This window comes from Chitinophaga sp. S165, assembly GCF_003182155.1.
In the GTDB taxonomy this organism is placed as follows: Bacteria; Bacteroidota; Bacteroidia; order Chitinophagales; family Chitinophagaceae; genus Chitinophaga.
Map to the genome: position 1 here is coordinate 309,900 of NZ_QGTG01000006.1, position 20,916 is coordinate 330,815.

At 46.5% G+C, this 20,916-nt stretch carries 16 protein-coding genes; 4 read left to right on the forward strand and 12 right to left on the reverse strand.

What is annotated here, in order from left to right; genetic code table 11:
* Positions 1–51: 51 nt before the first annotated feature.
* On the forward strand, positions 52–1,053 hold the full coding sequence (locus C7475_RS22670) for a helix-turn-helix transcriptional regulator (protein ID WP_110055687.1): 1,002 nt from the start codon (positions 52–54) through the stop codon (positions 1,051–1,053).
* 374 nt (positions 1,054–1,427) lie between these two features.
* Here C7475_RS22670 and C7475_RS22675 read toward each other — a convergent pair whose 3' ends face one another.
* The 8 genes from C7475_RS22675 to C7475_RS22710 form a co-directional block, all read right to left on the reverse strand.
* The gene (locus C7475_RS22675) at positions 1,428–3,668 is read right to left on the reverse strand and encodes a sodium-translocating pyrophosphatase (RefSeq protein ID WP_110055688.1); all 2,241 of its coding nucleotides are present in this window, start codon (positions 3,666–3,668) and stop codon (positions 1,428–1,430) included.
* 86 nt (positions 3,669–3,754) lie between these two features.
* Positions 3,755–5,299, reverse strand: coding sequence for an NAD(P)H-hydrate dehydratase (locus tag C7475_RS22680; protein ID WP_110055689.1), 1,545 nt, complete (start codon positions 5,297–5,299; stop codon positions 3,755–3,757).
* 99 nt (positions 5,300–5,398) lie between these two features.
* Positions 5,399–5,920, reverse strand: coding sequence for a hypothetical protein (locus tag C7475_RS22685; protein WP_146217620.1), 522 nt, complete (start codon positions 5,918–5,920; stop codon positions 5,399–5,401).
* 45 nt (positions 5,921–5,965) lie between these two features.
* Positions 5,966–6,424, reverse strand: coding sequence for a hypothetical protein (locus C7475_RS22690; protein WP_110055691.1), 459 nt, complete (start codon positions 6,422–6,424; stop codon positions 5,966–5,968).
* A gap of 71 nt (positions 6,425–6,495) precedes the next feature.
* Positions 6,496–7,635 carry a Na+/H+ antiporter NhaA gene (gene nhaA, locus C7475_RS22695; protein ID WP_110055692.1) on the reverse strand — a complete coding sequence of 380 codons (1,140 nt, stop codon included), beginning with the start codon at positions 7,633–7,635 and terminating at the stop codon, positions 6,496–6,498.
* Complete coding sequence (locus tag C7475_RS22700) at positions 7,632–9,680, reverse strand: OstA-like protein (RefSeq protein ID WP_158286587.1); 2,049 nt, start codon at positions 9,678–9,680, stop codon at positions 7,632–7,634. The genes nhaA and C7475_RS22700 overlap by 4 nt, the downstream gene beginning before the upstream one ends.
* An 8-nt stretch (positions 9,681–9,688) precedes the next feature.
* Entirely contained in the window at positions 9,689–10,687 is a 999-nt protein-coding gene (locus C7475_RS22705) for an MlaD family protein (RefSeq protein WP_110055694.1), read from the reverse strand.
* A 207-nt stretch (positions 10,688–10,894) separates the two neighbouring features.
* The gene (locus tag C7475_RS22710; protein ID WP_110055695.1) at positions 10,895–12,538 is read right to left on the reverse strand and encodes an N-acetylmuramoyl-L-alanine amidase; all 1,644 of its coding nucleotides are present in this window, start codon (positions 12,536–12,538) and stop codon (positions 10,895–10,897) included.
* 239 nt (positions 12,539–12,777) lie between these two features.
* Between C7475_RS22710 and C7475_RS22715 the strand changes: the two genes are divergently transcribed.
* On the forward strand, positions 12,778–15,528 hold the full coding sequence (locus C7475_RS22715) for a putative LPS assembly protein LptD (protein ID WP_146217621.1): 2,751 nt from the start codon (positions 12,778–12,780) through the stop codon (positions 15,526–15,528).
* 138 nt (positions 15,529–15,666) lie between these two features.
* On the opposite strand, the gene C7475_RS22720 is transcribed toward C7475_RS22715, so the two are convergent.
* The 4 genes from C7475_RS22720 to C7475_RS22735 form a co-directional block, all read right to left on the reverse strand.
* Entirely contained in the window at positions 15,667–16,410 is a 744-nt protein-coding gene (locus C7475_RS22720) for a 1-acyl-sn-glycerol-3-phosphate acyltransferase (protein WP_110055697.1), read from the reverse strand.
* A gap of 148 nt (positions 16,411–16,558) precedes the next feature.
* Complete coding sequence (locus C7475_RS22725) at positions 16,559–17,410, reverse strand: AraC family transcriptional regulator (RefSeq protein ID WP_110055698.1); 852 nt, start codon at positions 17,408–17,410, stop codon at positions 16,559–16,561.
* 31 nt (positions 17,411–17,441) lie between these two features.
* Positions 17,442–18,179, reverse strand: coding sequence for a hypothetical protein (locus C7475_RS22730; RefSeq protein WP_110055699.1), 738 nt, complete (start codon positions 18,177–18,179; stop codon positions 17,442–17,444).
* A 100-nt stretch (positions 18,180–18,279) separates the two neighbouring features.
* Positions 18,280–18,849 (reverse strand): Crp/Fnr family transcriptional regulator, encoded by a 570-nt coding sequence (locus C7475_RS22735; protein ID WP_110055801.1) that lies wholly within the window; start codon positions 18,847–18,849, stop codon positions 18,280–18,282.
* A gap of 102 nt (positions 18,850–18,951) precedes the next feature.
* On the opposite strand from C7475_RS22735, the gene C7475_RS22740 reads away from it, so the two are divergent.
* Together C7475_RS22740 and C7475_RS22745 are read left to right on the forward strand one after the other, a co-directional pair.
* Positions 18,952–19,692 carry an SDR family oxidoreductase gene (locus C7475_RS22740; protein ID WP_233259931.1) on the forward strand — a complete coding sequence of 247 codons (741 nt, stop codon included), beginning with the start codon at positions 18,952–18,954 and terminating at the stop codon, positions 19,690–19,692.
* Between the two features lie 375 nt (positions 19,693–20,067).
* Positions 20,068–20,814, forward strand: coding sequence for a M57 family metalloprotease (locus C7475_RS22745; protein WP_110055700.1), 747 nt, complete (start codon positions 20,068–20,070; stop codon positions 20,812–20,814).
* Positions 20,815–20,916 lie beyond the last annotated feature (102 nt).

Genomic DNA, 20,916 nt, shown 5'->3' on the forward strand with positions numbered 1-20,916 from the left:
CCGGATCACTGTTACATAAAAGGGATTAAAATTTATATTTAAAGGATTTTTATGGACATCCAGATTAAAAATGATGCCAGTGAACTTTTGTACCAGGAACAAGTGGACTTTCCTATGGAAAAGCTATCGTCTGTTTCCCTGATCGAAGAAAGGCAGGATCTGAACTATCATTTTGCTGACGCCAGCATCAAAGGGATTTATTTCGACGGATACCAAATTGCCATAGGAGATGTGCAGGTTTATGAAAACATCCACATATATGCTACGCAGGATATTCCTACTATATCACTCATCTTCCTGCTGAACGGCCAGTTGGAGACCGGTCCTGACAGGATCACCGGTAAATTTGGCAAAAGGCGCTATCAGAGCCTTGAACATAATCTCTTTTTTAATCCAAGTACGGAGGAAAATATGGATATGTTTAAACAACGCGGGTTTGAAGTGGTCGCACTGGCTTTTTCGACAGATCGTTTCCTGGAGCTTGCTGCTAACGGCGGTCGTGTACTGGATGGTTTGGCCAATAAAGTAGCCGGGGGGACAGGAACCTATCTTAACAAAAGGATCAATCCGCCTATTACTCCCCGCATGTCGATGGTATTGGAGGAAATACGCCAGTGCAGGGTTAACGGGGGCGCCAAGAAATTGTTCCTGCAATCCAAAGCCCTGGAATTACTCGCCCTGCAATGTGAGCAATACGAGCAGGTGGAGCAGGTACGGCCTGAATCAGTCCTGATATCTGTTGCTGATAGGGAAAGGATCCATTATGCAAAGGATATACTCCTGAAAAGCATACAGAACCCGCCTTCCCTGGCAGAGTTATCAAGGTTGGCAGGACTGAACGAATTCAAATTGAAGAACGGCTTCCGCCAGGTTTTTAATAATACCGTTTTTGGTTACCTGAATGACCATAGAATGGACTATGCCCGTAGAATGATCATCGGGCAGCAATTTTCTCTCACGGAAATTGCCGACCAACTTGGATTTTCCTCATTACAACACTTCAGTATCGCTTTTAAGAAGAAATACGGGGTAAGCCCCAGCAGGATGCAATAAGCCCGGAAATAGCCTTAGAAAAGGCATTTAAAGCGATAATCCGGAAAGTTCCTCCACCGTTACTACAAGTATTACTGATCCTGTATCAATGCATGACTATACAAGGTTTATACAAGCTTTATCTTACGTTCATCTTACGTCTTTGAACGTAAGATGAACGTAAGATAAAGCTTGTATAAACCTTGTATAGTGCAACTAAAATGAACACCTGTTCATACCTGAAAAGGCTTCCGGCCTTCCTTCTTCTATGCTTCAAGCCTCCCTTGTGGTCGGGAATTGGACATGGCAGTCCTGGAAACCGGATAGAATTGTGTATAAAAAAAGGATGCATCCGAAGTAGATGCACCCTTTGATATTGAGATAGCTTAACGATATTAATGATGTGCCGGGGCTGCCGCCAGTACTTTAACCTGTGCTGCCTGTTCTGTAGCAGGAGCCTTTTTAGTGGCCGCCGTTGACGGGCGTGTATTGTGCAGGTCTGCCAGGGTAGGGGCTATTACCAGCGATACGATGGACATCAGTTTGATCAGGATGTTCATTGATGGACCGGAAGTATCTTTGAAAGGATCACCTACAGTGTCTCCTGTTACGGATGCTTTGTGTGGCTCTGATTTCTTATAATAGATCTGGCCTTTGATCTCTACTCCCTTTTCGAATGATTTTTTGGCATTATCCCAGGCGCCACCGGCATTGTTCTGGAACATCCCCATCAATACACCACTTACAGTGGCTCCTGCCAGGAATCCGCCCAATACTTCAGGGCCGAAGATGAAACCTACCACCAATGGCGTCAGGATGGCAATCGCACCCGGCAGCATCATTTTTTTGATGGAAGCCTGTGTGGAGATCGCTACGCATTTATCGTATTCAGGTTTGCCGGTACCTTCCATGATACCTGGGATTTCCTTGAACTGGCGGCGTACTTCTTCCACCATCGCCATTGCAGCTTCACCTACCGCCCTGATAGCGAGAGAGGAGAAGATGAACGGGATCATCGCACCGATAAAGAGACCTGCCAGTACATCGGCTTTATAAATGTCAATACCGCTGATACCTGCTACGCCTACGAATGCGGCGAAGAGCGCCAGCGCTGTCAGTGCTGCGGAGGCGATAGCGAAGCCTTTACCGGTTGCAGCAGTGGTGTTACCCACAGCATCCAGGATATCGGTTTTTTCACGTACCTCTTTAGGCAATTCGCTCATTTCAGCAATACCGCCTGCGTTGTCGGCGATAGGGCCGAATGCATCAATGGCCAGCTGCATAGCGGTGGTTGCCATCATACCTGCGGCTGCAATCGCAACGCCATAAAGACCTGCACAGGCAAAAGACCCGTAGATGCCCGCTGCCAGTACAATGATCGGGAGGAGGGTGGATTCCATACCTATCGCCAGACCGGCAATTACGTTGGTAGCATGACCGGTGGAAGACTGACGGATAATAGACAGCACCGGACGTTTGCCCATAGCTGTATAAAACTCAGTGATAAGGCTCATGAGCGTACCCACAGCCAGACCTACGAAGATGGCGCCTACTACGCCATTCTGTGTGATGGCTTTTGCTCCTTCTTTTAATTCACTGGTACCTGCAACAAAGTCACGTTTCAGGTAGATCGCTTCTGCAGGCAGGATGTAATATACCAGGACTGCGCTTGCAATAGCGGAGAGCACGATAGAGCCCCAGTTACCCATGTTCAGGGCTTTCTGTACGGAACTGGTGCTCAGGCCTACGCTATCGGATATTCTTACGAACAGGGTAGCGATGATAGAGAATACGATGCCGATACCGGCGATCAGCATCGGTAGTATGATGGGGCCGAGGCCTCCGAAATTATCATTGGAAATGATCTCACTGCCTAATACCATGGTAGCCAGTACGGTGGCTACATAGGAACCGAAAAGGTCAGCGCCCATACCGGCAACGTCACCTACGTTATCGCCTACGTTATCGGCAATAGTGGCAGGGTTACGGGGATCATCCTCCGGAATGCCTGCTTCCACCTTACCTACGAGGTCAGCGCCTACGTCGGCAGCTTTTGTATAGATACCACCACCAACACGGGCAAACAGGGCGATGCTTTCAGCACCGAGAGAAAAGCCTGTCAGTACTTCGATGGTACGGATCATTTCTTCAGTATTGGCGTTGGCGCCGAAATACGCTCTGAGTACGATGAACAGTCCGCCGAGACCTAATACGGCCAGTCCGGCTACCCCCATTCCCATTACAGAACCTCCTGTAAAGGATACTTTCAATGCACTGGAAAGACTGGTACGTGCTGCATGTGCAGTGCGTACGTTAGCTTTGGTTGCGATCTTCATACCTATGAAACCTGCCGTTGCAGAAAACAAGGCTCCGATAATAAAGGCTACGGCGATGGTCCAGTCAGAATTGTGGTTTGTTGCGCCCATATAGCCTAGCAACAGTGCGGCTATAATTACAAAATAGGTGAGGATCTTATATTCAGCTTTGAGAAATGCCATTGCTCCTTCTGCAATATGTTTGGCAATTTCCTGCATCTTTTCATTGCCGGCGTCCTGGCGGGATACCCAGGAACTTCGGATAGCGGTAAATAGCAAAGCTAGTAATCCAAAACATGGAACGAGGTAAACGATATTCATATACGTGATTTTAACAATTCTATAAATATAACCTTTTATGATTTATTTATGATGGGGTTTTGGTGACATGATCGGGAGAAAACGGGTCAACAGGATTTTATTCTATGCAATTCAAGAAAAGTCTTGCCGAGGAACTCAACAATATCATCTGCTATCATGGCTTCTTCTGAGCGCTCTGCTGCGGCGTGATCGCCTGCCGTGCCATGAAGGTAAACGCCAAGTAACATAGCTTCCTGAGAGCTATATCCCTGGGCCAGGAGGGATGTGAGTATTCCAGTAAGTACATCGCCGCTGCCACCGGTGGCCATACCCGGATTGCCGGTGGCATTGAACCAGATAGACCCATCGGGGAATGCCATGGCGGTATACCGGCCTTTCAACAGGATATTTAATTGTCTTTCAACAGCATTGTCAGATAATACCTTCAGTCTGTCCACATCATTGGCCGTTTTACCGAAGAGGCGCTCAAATTCCTTCGGATGTGGCGTCAGTAAAGAGCCTGCCGGTACCTTTTTCAACAGGGCAGGGGAGCTGGCAAGAATATTCAGTGCGTCTGCATCAATGACGATGGGCTGCCGGTAATGGTCCAATAGTTTTTCAAATGCCCAGCAGGTGCCTGCTGCTGTGCCCAGACCGGGGCCTATGCCTATCGTTTTATATTTGGCGGCTGCTTCCGGCGTGGGAAAATGATTATGAAAGCCGGAACTGTGGTCACGTTGTTCATCAATAAAACACATGGCTGCCGGCGCTGAGATCTGCATGATCTCGTAGCCGCATTTGGGAACATGGCAGGACAGTAAGCCTACGCCTGTACGCAGACAGGCTTTAGCGCTCAATACGGCCGCTCCGATCTTTCCTTCGCTGCCTGCTATCAGCAGGGCATGCCCGAATGTGCCTTTATGAGAGAATGGTTTGCGTGGGCGGTACATACTGCGCACCTGGAAGGCATCGGTAATATTGAAACGGGAAGGTGTTTGCGCAATGTATTCCGGTGACAGATCTATCGAAAGAATGCATATTTCCCCTACAAACGCTGCATTTTCAGGCAGGAGGAAGGCCAGCTTATAAAACTCGAAGCTCAGCGTATGATCTGCTTTTATGACCGGCGTATCAAGAGAAGAAGCATCTGCCTGTAATCCTGATGGCATATCGATAGCCACTATATCATGTTGTGCTTTCAGATCATTCAGTTGCTGGATCACACTGGCTATCCAGCCTTCTGCCGGACGGCTCAATCCTGTACCGAGGATGGCATCTACGATCAATGCATTTTTATCTGGCAGTGGAAGGGGGCCATTATCCAGGATATCATGAACAGCGGAAGGATATTGTTGTTGCAGGGAGTTACGGTTCGCCGTATGATCATCAGAAGCTTTGGAGCTATGGTGAAGTATGAACGCAACTGCATTATAACCCCTGTTGCGTAGCAGCCTTGTAATGGCGAGACCGTCGCCGCCATTGTTGCCTACACCGCAGAACACATAAACGGGCGTATCCTCATTGTAATGACGACAGATCCATGCAGTGCATGCGATGGCTGCCTTTTCCATGAGATCCAGGCTGCTGATGGGGGCATGCCTGATTGTATAGGCATCTGCGTCGCGTATCTGTTGAGCGGTGAATATTTTCATAGTTAGTATCAGCCGTATGGCATAGCTTATAAATATAAGCAAAAAAAAGCGACCATGCCAGTCAACGGCATGGTCGCTTTTCAATATTTTGTCAGGTAATTAGAAGGTATACCTTACAGAAGCACCACCGATCTCTTCTCCTACGAAGTGAGTACCTCCGGTGAAGTTAAAGTATGGTTTCAGGTCACCACTCACTACTAACGGAATTTTCTTGAATTTGTATTCAATACCTACGATACCATCCAGACCTGGAGTTACGTAAGTACCATCGCCGTGCCTGTTCCAGTCGTCATTGTAGTAGTCGCGACGGTCATAAATACCGAGGTGAGCACCACCACCAAAATACAGGTGGAATTCCGGTTTAGGGAATGGAGCAATGTGATACTCATAGAGGCCGGTAAAGGTAACATTCCGCCTGTTGCTAACGTTTGTGGTAATCAGACCTTCAATAGCATGAGGTCCTTTAATGAAATGCTTAATAGTACCACCTACCAGCCAGGGGTTTACGCGTAGACCTACAGCTGTCTCATAGCCAAATGATGCACTAGCACCACGTCTTTGTGCATTTGCCTGTACTGCCATCATCGTGCACAGACTAAGTAATAACACAAGTTGTTTCATATTTATAACTGTTTAAGGAATTGTGTATAAGGTTTTTTTCTGTCGTTATCTTCCGAAGGTATACCTCACAGACAGTGCGAAATCCGTCAGGTCGGATGAGGTGTTAAAGTGGATGGCCGGTTTCCAATCAAGACTTAGGTTCAGCGGCAACGTCGGAAAATTATAATCAATTCCCCCGATGCCATCCACGCCTGCTATAAATTTTACATTCCCATCTGTTTTACGTGTTCCCATGTGTGCCCCGGCTCCGATAAACCATCCAAAACCTTCAGTTGTAAGGGCTGAAAGATCGAAATGGCGCTCATAAAGACCGGTCACTGTAAAGGTCCCGGAATATATGCCGGCAATACCTTCTACGGCGTTCGCATCATCAAAAAAGTAACGTGCGGTGCCGCCGAACGGCAGGCCAAGTCGTAATCCTAATTGCGGATTACCTTTCGTCTGGGCATTCACTGTGTGAATAACCACTCCAAGCAGCAGAATAATGAAAAGGCGCTTTCTCATGTTATCGCAAATGCAATGGCAATAACGATGCCAAGATACAGATTATTATTTTTTATATTGTAAATAACTGGTCATTTTGATATCCTCAGGTAACAAAAACCGACAATGCCACTAAGCAGGGATGCAGCAATAACGGCTATTTTAGAGATAATCTGCCATTCCGGGGTCATATAAGCCAGGGTTGAAATAAATATTGACATCGTAAAACCAATACCGGCAATCATGCCTATTCCTATCAGCTGCCCCCAGGTTGACTGCTCGGGTAAAGTGGCCAGCTTAAGTTTCGTTGCAACATAAGAGAACAGGAAGATACCCAGCGGTTTACCTAGTACCAGGCCTGCCAGAATGCCGTAACTGATACTGCTGGTGAATGTTTGCAGTATATCCGGAGGGAAAATGATAGCGGTATTGGACAATGCAAAGATGGGCATGATAACAAAATTGACAGGATCGTGCAGTTTGTGGATCAATCCGGAGATCTTTGGCAAGGGCATACAAGCGGCCAGCAGTACTCCCGCAATCGTGGCATGGATACCTGAATTGTATATGCAATACCAGAGTACGATACCTGGTAGGAAATAGCACCACAACGCACGCACTTTGCAAACATTCAAAACGATCAGCAGGGCAAGGATAACACCGGCGGCCAGCAGGTAACCCAACTGCAAACTGGCGGTATAGAAGATGGCGATAGCGAGAATAGCGCCCAGATCATCTATAATAGCCAGGGCTGTGAGAAATATCTTCAGTGAAAGCGGCACCCTGTTACCAAGCAGGGAAAGGATGCCCAGTGAAAAGGCGATGTCCGTGGCCATCGGAATACCCCATCCGTTTGCGTAAGGCGTACCGCCATTGAATATTGTAAAGATCAGTGCAGGGCATACCATACCGCCAATGGCGGCTATTATCGGTAGCATGGACTGGCGGATAGATGATAATTCGCCGATGGTCACCTCTCTTTTGATTTCCATACCTACCAGGAAAAAAAAGGGCACCATCAGGCCGTCGTTGATCCAGTGCAGTATGGTATGTGGAAGATGAAGCTGTGGGAGAGGGGTGTGTACAACGGTTTCCCAGCTGGCCACATACATTTGCTGCCAGGGTGAGTTAGCCAGTAACAGTGAAATAGCCGTGCAGATGATCAATACAATCCCTACTGCACGGCTATCCTGTAAAAACTCGTAAATCGGAGATAATAACTTTTTTATCAAAATTCGTCTTCTGCTTTTGGCACCGGTGGTAGCTCATCTTTCACTTTGACTTCGCCCACAGTGCCCATCAGCTCATATTTGCTCTTAGGCCTGCGTTTGATATCCCAGTGGAAATTCTCCAGTTGCATCTGCTCCAGCGGACGTTGGGTGAAAGGATACATGGTTCCTTCCGGGTCTTTAATGAAAGCGATATGATGCAGCTGACCTTCCCTGAAATAGATGTTGATCACACCACTCAGCGTTCTGTTTACACTGATATATGCTGAATCGTCGTCCTGGACGTAATAAATACTTTCTGCGTTACCGTCCACGTGCATCCAGTCAATTGCCTGGCCTGCAAAGTAACCGGTTATCTGGTTGCCTTTGATCTGGTTATACATCTCCGGGCCAGATTCTTTCACCAGCAAACCGTTCTGGTCGAGTAACAGTTTATCTGCTTTTTGATTTTTTGTATACAGGAAGATGGTATCGCCGCTCAGCTGTGTTTCATTTGCCCACAGTACAGGATTCCTGTAGAAGCGGAAGATGGAATCTTTGCTGGAATAGTAAATACTGTCTGCTACACCCTGGAGTGAATCGGAGTAGATGCGTACATGGTGCCATGCGCGGATGTACCTGATCTCGCTGGTATCTTTCGTGGTGCTGGTATCTGTTTGTAATGGCAGCGCCGGTGCTGCGTTCAGGGAATCTTTCGTTAAAGATAAAGCTCTGGATTTCAGTCCGATGATAGCCGAATCTTTAGACAGTACAATGCTGTCGGGCTTTAAGTTCCTTGTTGTATCCCTGAGGATGGCCATTGCTTTGGCGGTATCGCTAAGTACTCCTATAGCTTTGGTTTTGAGCGTAATGAGTGCAGAGTCTTTCGGTACCACCATTGCGGGTATCAGCTTCCTGCTGGTATCTCCCGGCTGTAATACGTTCTTCAGTTTCTTCGCGAACGCAGAAGTATCTGCAGGCAAAGTTCCTGTCGAATCGGGCAGGGGGGCCAGTGTGGAATCTGTGACGTTCACAGAATCTATAGCAGCTGATAGACTGTCTGTCGATGTACGGACAGGGGCCACCGTAAAGGTGTCCCTTTTCAATACACCGGAGAAGAGCGTGTCTGCTGAGAGATAGAGCGTATCGTTTTCCCGTTCCAGGATCATCAGCGGATGCTGGGTAGCCAGTACGGTTTTCTCTGTCTGGTTAACTGTACCATAATTAGACAGGAGGGTCATATGCTGTGCGGTATCGCGATAGATCATATTACCTACGGCGTACGCAAGACCTGTACGTTTATCCATCGTGATCCTGTCGGCAGTGATGGTTGCAGTACTGTCCTCAATGGTAGGCCTGCTGTCGAAGTTGCCTTCTCCTGTTTCGGTATTATATTCTCCGGAAGTAGTGTACATGACCGTTTTACCATCATTGATAGTAGTAGGGGCCACGATAGTGGCTATCTTGGTTTGGGTATTATATAATAGAGTGTCGGTGCTCAGCGTATACTCCGGATCTACCAGCAGTACATTATAATTGAAATAAACATCTTTGGTATCGGCATAGTAGTATCCCTCCTGGCTTGTCAGTACGCTGCTGCCATTGACGAGTTTTCCACCTTTGACATAGGTACCTATCCTGGCGTTCATATCGTACATGAGTTCAGGGCCGGAAAGGGTGACCTTACCGTCGGTAAGCCGGGCGTTGTCACGCAGGGTAGCCAGCCTGGTATCTCCTTCATAGTGAAGATATTCTCCGTAAATGTGGATACTATCTGCCTGATTGATATGGATATGACCATAGGCATCCAGTACGTTGGCGGCCCTGTTGATCAATGCACTGTCACAATAGAATAAAGTACTGCCCTGGCGGAAAATGGCATTGCCGATAAACCGGTTCAGTTGAACGCTATCTTTTCCGGTGACCACATTCAGTTTATCTGCCTGTATGATGTGGATCACATTATTCGTATCCCTTGCGGCGGGTTGTGCGTCCTGCGCGGTAGCCGGAAACAGCTTACCGAGAAAGAGCCCTGCCAGGATAAGCCCGCATTTTGCTAATTGCTGCATTTTCAAGATCATAGTGCCTTAGCGGTATCTGATGGTATGGGCTGTACTTTGGCTTTTTTGCCAAACAGCGAGAAATGCACGTACCGTTTAGGATTTACGCGCAAGTCTTCCAGTAATTTATTCAGGCTATTGAGCGAATTTTGCAGGTTATTATATACTTTCTTGTCGTTCAGCATCAAGCCGATGGACCCATCCGTACTGTTTAATTTAGCAATTGTTTCGTTCAGGCGTGTAGCCATTTGCTGTAGTTCCAGCAGTGTTTTATCGAGTTGACCGTTCGCCAGGGCGGCAGTTGTTTTTTCTGCATTTCCCAGTATGGCGGTGATCTTGTCGTTATTATTTTTCAGATTAGCGGTCAGTGATTCCAGGTTGTCGAACGTTGCTTTCACGTTCCCGTGCTGGGGATCCAGCATATTGTTCAGGGAAGCGGAAGTACGGGTGAAATTGTTCATGGTGGTATTCAGGTGGGCGATAGCGTCACGCAGATTACCTTTGGTGGTAGGGTCGAAGATAGAATTTACTGTAAGCAGCACAGAATCTACTGATCCGAGGGTTACTTCCAGTTTTTTAACCAATGGGTTCAGTTGTTCTTTGAGTGCATCGGTAATAGAACCGTCAACAGCGGCATAGATGGTATCGCCGTCTTCCAGATAGGCATTCGCGTTACCGAAGTCTATCTGTACGGTTTTGGTACCTAAGAGGTCACTGGCTATACGGGCTACTGAATTCTGGGGAATGTCCACTTTCTTGGTGATCCTGAGCTCTACCAATATCCGGCCGGCATTCTTGTCCATAATTTCCAGGTTTGACACGCTACCTACTACAAGGCCATTCACCTGTACGGTGTTTGAAGGCTGTAATCCATTTACCTGGGTATATACGGCGTAAATTTTCTTACTTGTTGAAAAAAGGCTTTTACCTTTTAACAAATTAAAACCCAAAATCAGCATAGCAATCGAGACAGCTGCGAGGATGCCTACTTTGGTTTCGTTAGATACTTTAAGCATAGAATACGTTATACGTTGCTGCAAAAATAATCAAAAAAGGTTGCGGGCAATCATGCACCTGCTTCCCTGCGCCAATACCAGATTTCATACCGGTGCTTTTGACGGCAGGCAAATATGCAGCTTTTCAGCAGAAAATTTAAGGTAATATATTAAAGGAGATAATGGGGGAGGGGGTAAATATCGGGGGTACTAACGAGGGAGAGGGTATTAACGGCTGGCTACGTTATTATTATCTGCAGATATTACGGAGGCATTCCAGAAGCCTGCTTTTTTTGCTTTTTTGAGTGCGATATTGGCTTCGGATTCGGTTTTGAAGTTCACCCAGATATATTTATTGAGGGTTTTGCGGTTAATAACAACGGTCTCCCGGATGATGGTACCGCGTAAGCCTTTGAAAACGGGAGCGCTGCGTGTATATCTTTTGTCGGTGATCACCAGTTGTATATCATATTTAAAGGTCACTTTAGGGACGGATTTTTTGGCTGGAGTGGCCGCTGCCAGCTGAGCCTTGTCATTGCCTCCGCCCATGAGAGTGGCTTTCCTGAAGCCAAGCTGCTTTGCTTGTCGCAAAGCAGCATTGGCTTCAGACTGGGACTTAAAGCTGCCCCAGATGTATTTATATTTATTTACTTTCCTGCTGTTCATGACCACCTGTTCCTTCCGGATGGTGCCTCTAAGTTTATTAAAGATGGAGGCATTGCGGGTATATTTTTTATCACTGACCAGCAGCTGTACATCATATTTATAAGGATTCTTAGCCGCTGGTTTGCGGGAGGACGCTACCTGGCGGGTAGTGGCCTTTGCGGTCGATTTCGATGCCGACGCTGCTACAGCAGGCTTTTTGGTGTTATTCCTTGACCTGGGATTGTAGCTGATCGGGGTGGACTGTACATTGGGCTGTTCTGATGCAGGAGCCGCCTGGCGATCTTCCGGAGCGCTGTAACGGCCCAGTTCATCTTTATAACGTTTGATAGCCTTGAAGATACAATTGGCTGCTTCCGACTGGCCGTTAGCTGAGTTCAGATAATCTTCCTCTTCAGGATTGCTGATAAAGCCCAGTTCCACCAGTACGCTCGGCATAGCGGTGGCCTGGAGTACCCAGATGCCTTTTTCATCACGCTGACGGGCGCCACGGCTGATACGGCCTACGTTGGTGAACTCGTCTTCGATGAGTGTGGACAAACGGAGGCTTTGGTCGAAGTAGGCGTTGCGAAGGGTATTTAATAATATAAAGGTTTCAGGATCAGACATATCCAACACAGAGTTAGCATCTTCTGAGTTGGCGTCCAGCATGATAACGGAACTTTCTTTCAGTGATTCGGTTTTGGCGTTGTTCTTTCCGGTAGCCCACACATAGGTCTCAGTACCCTGGGCGGTGCTGGGAGAGGTGGCATAGATGGCTCTTTTCACCGGTACTTTACGCTTTCCTTTCTTTACGTATACGGTTTTATAACCAGTTACCCGGCGGGTAGGACCCGCTGAGTTACAGTGAATTGAAATAAAAAGGTCTCCTTTTTCCCTGTTGGCGATGATGGCTCTTTCATTCAGATCGGCACGAAGGGTAGAGGCAAGGGCGTTTCTGGTTTTACGCGTATATACTACACGTACGTCCTTCATATTGGCTTCAATCAGTTTTCCCAGCTGTAAAGCTACATCCAGCACAACTTCTTCTTCGGTAGAATATTTACCCCGGGCACCAGGCGTTTGGGCGCTATGGCCGGGATCAATGACAATCGTTCTGAGAGGCGGATTTTGTTTTTTCCCAATGACAGTTCGGTTTGTAGCGTAAAGAAGGATAGTCCCCAAAAAGATGGCACATCCCAAAAAGATCCAAAATCGGTTCCAGCGCATGACTCAGTTTTTATATATTTTAATGGGCGTTAGTAGTATGTTAAATTGTCCAAAGATCGCAGTCGCTGCTTTGATCCTTAAAATGTCGTTTGTATTTTGTCCTTGATAAATGACCGTATGCTTTGTTTGGCCTGGCACTCATTTTCGTTTTACAATTGATAATAATTTGTCTAAAAACATGTAGGTTTGTGCCCGCTTAACACATGCACCTGAATCACAAAAATAATTATAAAAAGTTTTTGCGACGGATATACCTGGTTTTTGCCGGTATATTAATTGTCGTTCCCTTCATAATAAACGCTGTAGCTACTCCCGCGCCAGATACCTATGAGAGTTTTAACAAAAGTTTCACAGATGGCGTGCCAAAAGATACGGTGCCCATTGCCGTACCTGATACTTCCTCAGGGCGAAAAGATACAACAATAAGGCCGGTTACGGACAGTAATGCCGTGGAGGACAGTATTCCGGTATCTACGGATTACACCGGAACAGACAGCATGTTCGTGCCTAAACTCTCGAAAGACAGTCTGGACGCGCCTATTACCTATAAGGCAAAGGACTCGATCGTACTTGTAGTGCCGGATAAACGTTTTTATTTTTATGGTACCGCCAATACCAAATATAAAAAGACGTCCCTCTCCGCCGAACGCATGAACTACAGCCAGAGCACTGGTATCATGGAAGCTACCACTGCTCAGGACACCAGTGGAAAGCCTTACGGGCGTCCACAGCTGGATGATAACGGACAGGCCTTCGATTCCGACACGCTCAGATATAATATTACCACACAGCGGGCAAAAATCTACAATACCCGTTCACAATATGGGGAAGGATTTGTGGCCAGTGAGCAGACGAAACGTGAGCCTGATAACAGCATCTTCGGTTTCAGGAACGGATATACCACCTGTAACCTGGATACTCCTCACTTCCAGTTCAGGGCCAAAAAGATCAAGGTGATCCCGGACAAACTGGTAATATCCGGCCCGGCAAACCTGGAAATAGAAGGCGTACCGACACCATTATTTATACCATTTGCTATTTTCCCGATCACCCACGGACAACAATCAGGTATCCTCATGCCAGGTTATGTGGTGAATGCACAAAAGGGGATGGGGCTGGAAAATGGCGGTTATTATATAGGGCTGGGCGACAATTTCGACCTGACCCTGCGCGGTGAGATCTATTCTTATGGTAGCTGGGCCCTGACAGCCAGTCCTACTTACCGGAAGCGCTATCATTATAATGGTGGTATGACGCTGAGTTTTGCCAATACCCGTTTTGGTGATCCATCCGTTAAATCAGAGTTTAGCCGGTCACGTGACTTCCGTGTTACCTGGAACCACAGCATGGACAGTAAAGCACGTCCTGGCGTTACCTTCGGGGCCAGCGTGAACTTCGGTACGTCCAGCTATAATACCTTCAACGTATATGATTACGCTTCCCGTGTGAACAATAACTTAGGATCGTCTATCAGTTTCTCGAAGAGCTGGCAGGGTAAACCATTCAACTTTACTTCCAGCTTGACGCACTCACAGAACCTTAGTACCCGCGACGTAAATATATCCTTCCCGTCGGCGACCTTTACTGTCAATACCATCTATCCTTTCCAGCCGAAAGAAATGGTGGGCAGGGCTAAATGGTACCACAAACTGGGTATAGGGTATAATGGTACGATCAATAACAGCGTGACCTTTAAAGACTCTGTGTTCGGTAAGAGCCAGATGTTCGACGCGTTACAGTCAGGTGTTAAACACAGCATTCCAATCTCCTTCTCTATACCGGTAATGAAGAATTTCACACTTTCACCGGGTGTTAGTTATGGAGAGTACTGGTATACGAAAAAGACAAAGAGGACCTTTAACAGGGACAAACGTATCAGCATTGACTCTCTGGGAGGCATCGATACTACCTATGAGGCAGGTTTCTTTGCGGCAAGACAGGCAAGCGCCAGTCTCTCATTGTCTACCGCCCTGTATGGTATGTACCAGTTTGGTAAAAACTCCAAGATCAAGGCGATCAGGCACGTGATGAGACCGACCATCAGCGCCAGCTATACACCTGATCTTGCAAAGAATGCTTATTATGATCTGTATTATACAAGGGATAGTCAGAAGGTAAGGCAGTCTTACTTCACAAGTTCTTCGGTGGGCGTGCCTTCTGAGGGAACATCGGGGTCTATTTCCTTCGGATTGGATAATAACCTGGAGATGAAGGTGTTCTCTAAAAAGGATACCTCTGCCAATAAAGAGAAGAAGATCAAGCTGCTGGACGGTTTCGGTATCAATGGTTCTTATAACCTGCTGGCAGATAGTTTCCATTTATCGTCTTTCAACATTTATGCGCGTACTAACCTTTTCGATAAACTGAATATCACCGCCAGCGGTAACCTCGATCCTTATGTGGTTAATGCAAGAGGAAACAGAGTAGACCGCTACGTATGGCAAGATGGAAAACTTAGTATCGGCCGTCTGACCAACGCGACCATTGCGATGAGTACTTCATTCCAGTCGTCGGACAAGAAGAGCAAAGAGAAAGAACAGGAGATCAATAACATTGAGAATGAGCAGAGCACGGATGCAGCTTTCCAGGCACAGCAACGTCAGTTGCAGCAGGTGAGAAAGAATCCTGGAGAATACGTTGACTTTGATATTCCGTGGAAACTGGACCTCTCGTACAGCTTGTCTTACAGTAAAAATATTATTCCTGACTCAGGAGGTGTAGTGGTTAGCTTTAACCAGTACCTAAGTTTCAATGGTGACTTCAGCCTGACGCCAAAATGGAAGATCGGGGTGAACAGTGGTTATAATTTCATTGAGAATAAGCTGGCATATACGAACGTGTACATTTCACGTGACCTGCACTGCTGGCAGATGTCGATCAACCTGATCCCGATCGGTACTTACCGTCAGTTCAGCATCACGATCAGTCCGAAATCGGGTATCCTTCGAGACCTCCGTATTAACCGATCGCGAACGTTCTATGATTTGTAGCGAGGCTGACGGAATGATGAGCTAATACTATTTTGACACGATATTTTAAGTAAAAGCAGGATTGCCAAATGATTAACTGATTGATAAGTAAATGGTTAATTGTTTGGCAATCTTCTTTTATGGAAGAGAACAAGCGGATTACCAGTTGCGCTCAATATGCTCCCACATCGTTTTATAGACCCTTTCCTTCAACGATTCCACATCTTCCGGGCTAAGTCCTTCGGTACGTATCGGCGCCAAAAAATGAACGTCTATCGTGTGCGGCAGGGCGTAGAATATTTTGCCGGGAGGAAGGATCTTGCGGGTATTGAAAATAACAGCCGGCAGTATCGGTTTACCTGTTTCAACGGCCAGGTTAAAAGCGCCGTCATAAAATGACTTCAGCGGATCATCCGTTTTGTTACGGGTGCCTTCCGGATATAACAACATGTGTACGCCTTCCCGTAATACCTCTTTCATTTCCAGTACGCTTTGTCTGCGGCTTTCGGGATCATGTCTGTCTACCAGTACCGACCCTACTTTGTACATAATGCCCCAGATAGGAATTTTAGCCATTTCCTTTTTCGCAAGACTTTTGCTGCCGGCAGGTATGGCATAGGTAGTGGCAGGAATGTCCACCATAGAGTTATGGTTGCAGACGATGATATAAGGTTCGCCTGATTTGAAGTATTCCAATCCCTTTCTGCGCACAGGGCAAAATATCAGTGGCATATAAACGTGCATCCAGCCGCGGCCTAAGGCCATAAAATAACGGATATTCCGGGGAGATGGAAGCAGCGATACCAGCCACATGGGCAACAGCATGATCAGCATAGTGCAGATAAACAGGATCAATGCGTAAGCAGCGTATAACCTGGCAAGGAGGTTCTTAAGCCATTTCATATTCGATAGATTCTTGAGTCCCTTTTTGTTATATAAATATAGTGAGTATCCGCTATATATTAAAAGGCTTTATTTCCATTCCTTTCTATAACGTGAACAAGAAGTGACATTGATCCTGATGTCTACATGTTCTTCATGCGGACCTATTTTATACCTCTTTGGCCTTTGCATTCCTGAATTCAAGTGGTGCTGCGCTGGTATGTTTCTTGAAGAAGTTGGAGAAATAAGCCGGGTCTTCAAAACCCAGTTCAAAAGTGATCTGTTTAGTGGATTTGTTGGTAAAACGTAACAGTCTTTTCGCTTCAATAATGATCCTTTCCTGGATCATTTGTGTAGGTGTTTTCTGATCAAAGAGGGCGAAGAGATTCGACAATGTCTTGGGCGATTTATTTAACAGCTGTGCGTAATAACTTACGGAATGTTCTGTTCTGAAGTGCTCTTCCACCAGCAACCCAAATTTCCTGATGATGTGAAAACGACTGTCCTGTTGTAGTTTGTTATCGGGGATGTACTCTGTCATAGCCAGCTGCGTCAGTGTAATAATAAGCCTCTTGAGCAACATGAGCAGCATATCGTTCTGGATATTATCCGCAGTGTTCATTTCCAGCACAAAAATACCCAGCATCAGCTCCATCCTTTGTTGTGTTACGGGATCCAGCGTAATAAAGATATTGTTCATCCCAAAGAGGAATCCAACACAACTTACTTCCCTGTCATGATCGACAATGCAATAGAACTCACGGTTGAACTGCCATGCCACAATATCTGACGTATGCTCGAAATGAAAGCTCTGATTGAACATCAGTGGCAGGATAGTATTGGGTTTGAACGTATGTTCAGTACCATCGATGGTGACAGTCTGCGTTTTGCCGGTATTCCAGGCAATGGTAAAGTATTTGTTATCCCTGTCGCGGCCATAGTACAGGCGGGCAAAGTCGTCCTCGTTTTTAAACAACAGGAGATTACCACCTGACGCAGCATCTTTGAGTATTAGTTTCATGTAATGATGAAATGATCATTGCAAGTTACACCTAATTAGGATGATCCTGTTTCCATACTTCCTGGAAAAAGCTGCCTGATTCGCGGATGTATTTGTAGTATTCATATTGTGTTTCAAAACTGAGGATCATTTCATAGCTGGGGCGGTATTGTACCATAAAACTATCCAGGGCGGGCGATTGCATGCCAGTTAGTTTTTGTACCAGTGTTTTATTGAACCGGTAGTCGACATATTTCTGTTGTTCCAGTTGTACAAGTTGTTCCCTGAAGTGCTCCATGCGTTTGATCTTCCTCATACTCAGCAAGGCATCCAGGTTAACGCCTACACCGCCGCCTGCGGAAGAAATGTATTCCGGAGCGAAGTCAAATACCTTCCGGTATTCTTCACGATTGGCTATTGAGTCCAGCTGGTAACTTCTCCTTTTTTCCTCTACTATAACGGTCGGAAGCGTAGTAACATCCACGTGAAGGCTCATGTCGAAGGGACGGTTAAGCGGCACTTCTTTGACAGGGATCTTCATCGTGGCCTTACCCTGGTAAGAGAAGCTGATGGAATCTGTAACCGCGAGTTTAATACTGTAACGGCCGGCGGAATCTGTGACAGAGCCGGCTCCGGAAGATCCTATTACGCTTACGTACGGCATCCCGTAACGGGCTGTCCGTTCGTATACTGTTCCGTAGATTGTACGGACCTGCGCCTGGGTTATCCCCGTCAGCAGGACCAATACCACAAACAGGGCTGTTTTCAGGAAGAGGTTTTTGGTGTTCATTTCAGTACCAATCTAAGGCAGGTGTGAAACATAAGCAAGAATGGGGGAAATATTAACATTTCATTTTAGATGAGCGGACGTCCGGAAGGGACAAATGGGGTTACTGTTTCCTCCTGATGCGGCTGAGCGACTGGCGTGTAATGCCCAGGTAGGAGGCTATGTCGCCCAATTGTACCCTCCTGGCTATTTCAGGCTGCCGTTCAATGAAAAGCTGGTATCTCTCACTGGAATCATATCCCAGATAGGCATTACGGGTATTTATTTTCTCCAGCAGTGTCTTTTGTATGGACTGTTCTATGGCGGCTTTCAGTGCCGGATACCGGGCATACAGGTCCATCAGTGCTGCCCTGTCAATATACATTACCTCCGTATCGCAGGCAGCCTGAATAGTTTCTGCGGCCACCACCTGGTTAAGGAAGCTGTTCAGGATAGTACAGAAACGGTTCTCGCTGAGAAAGTAATGTGTTACTTCTGTGCCGTTTTCATTTTGCATCAGGATCCGGAGCACGCCATTACATACAAAGAACAGTTGCCGGCAAATATGATCGGACTGAAATAGCGTTTCGCCTTCTTTATACGTCCTGTATTCAAAAGTATCCAGGATCACGGCCTGATCTTCTTGCGGCAGTACCTTCCCCAATTGCAGATGATTGAGCAGCTGATTGTCCATATAACAAATATCGGAATTGATAACAGGAAAAACGTTTTTTACCATTTGTTAAATGGTGCCCGTGACAGGCATCCGACCTTTGACCTGTCAAAACAACGAATCATGGAAAATCAAATGAACAAAACGGCATTAACGGGTAAAAGGGTAATCGTATTAGGCGCAAGCTCCGGACTGGGATTGGCAACCGCCATAGCAGCGGCAGCAGAAGGGGCGAAGGTGGTGATCGTATCGGGCAATCAGCAGCGTATAAATGAGGCATTGACCAGGTTGCCAGCAGGCAGTGAAGGTTATGCCGTCGACTTGTCAAATGAGCAGAACATTAAAAACTTCTTCGAACAGGCAGGGTATTTTGATCACCTGGTATATACTGCCGGTGAAAATCTGACGCTGAACAAGATCAGCGACCTGGTACTGGCGGACGCACATTCCTTTTTCAACCTGCGTTACTGGGGTGTGCTGGCGGCAATTAAATACGGTGCGCCTTATATCAGGGAAGGAGGATCTATCAATCTTACAGGTGGTATTGCCAGTCCACGGCCTAATACAGGATGGGGAATAGCGGCCAGCATCTGTGGTGCAATGGAAGGTTTTACAAGGGCGATGGCTGTTGAACTGGCGCCTATCCGTGTGAACCAGGTGTCTCCGGGCGTGATCAGGACTAACCTGTGGAACAGCATGTCCGCAGAAGATCGCGAAAACCTGTATACTTCCGTGGGAGAAGCGTTGTTGCTGAAACGCGTGGGTGAAGCTGAAGATATTGCACAGACATTCATTTACATGATGAAGCAACAGTTTGCCACAGGACAGGTTATTACGGTTGACGGAGGTGCGTTGCTGGTGTAAACCCCCGGGAAACGAATGAATACGGAACGGGTTACGTATTTGATTCCCGCGTTACGTATTTCGTTCCCCGGGGTTTACACCTCCGGCTACAAACATGTGGACCCCTACGGGGTCCTATTGTGTTTTGTCAGACCCATATTGATGGATGATGTTTTTAAAAGGAATGCCCTGTAATAATTTTCGCTGAGATGGTACCACAGCGGGTGAATTAAAATTTTTTTACCGGTACAAAATTGTTGTATAATTGTTAAATCCAGATCTGTCGTCAACCAAAATCTAAATCTTTTTTAAACCTGTATTGTGTACTACTGAGAGCACTATAGTATACCGCATTTATTGATTACCCTAATCTTTCACTAAAAACCCAAATGAAACATGAAAAACATGCTTTTCCCCCTTGTTTTGCTATTGACTTTTTCCCTAGCGGCCTGTAAAAAATCTGCCGATGGCCCAGGCGACCCACAAACAGAATATGATAACGCCAAAAAAGTACGGGCTTACATCAGCGACCTGGGATTTCCTGCAGACCAGGTAGTGGAGAATGAAAACGAATTTATTGCAGAAGGAGATATTGTATTCCCTAAGAACATGGAGGTTCCCAGCGCTAAAGTTAAAACAGAACAGTTTTATACAGGAAGCCTGGTATCCGCAGCTAACGTGACGAATATACGTTTGAGGATTGATGCTTCTATGACTTCTATGACGTCGGAGATCAATTCCGCTATTGCCCAGTGGAATGCTGTTGCAAATTGTAACATCAACTGGACGATCTCTACTTCCGGTACTTATGATGTACTGATCATCAACAGTAACCTGGGATCCGGCGTTTGCGGTTCAGGTACTTTCCCTTCCGGAGGAAGAGCAGGAGGTACTATCAGGATCAATAAGAATTTAATAGCTGGTAACAGTTTTGCACAGCGTGCACGCACCATCTGTCATGAAATGGGACATAACGTTTCGTTCAGGCATACCAACTGGTCTTCGATTGGCGAATCCAGTGCTACAGCGGTTCCGGGTGTAGGCGGTACCGATGCTTCATCTCTGATGAATGGTGGTCAGTGTGGCAGCGGCGCTACTGTATTGTCTACCAAAGACCAACAGGCTGCAGCAGCTTTATATTGATAAAAACTATCGCTATCAGATTAATATCTATAACTACCTGAAATGCTGAAGGGCCGCTGTTACAGCGGCCCTTTTTTGCAGCTGGTCCCCACATTTGGGGAT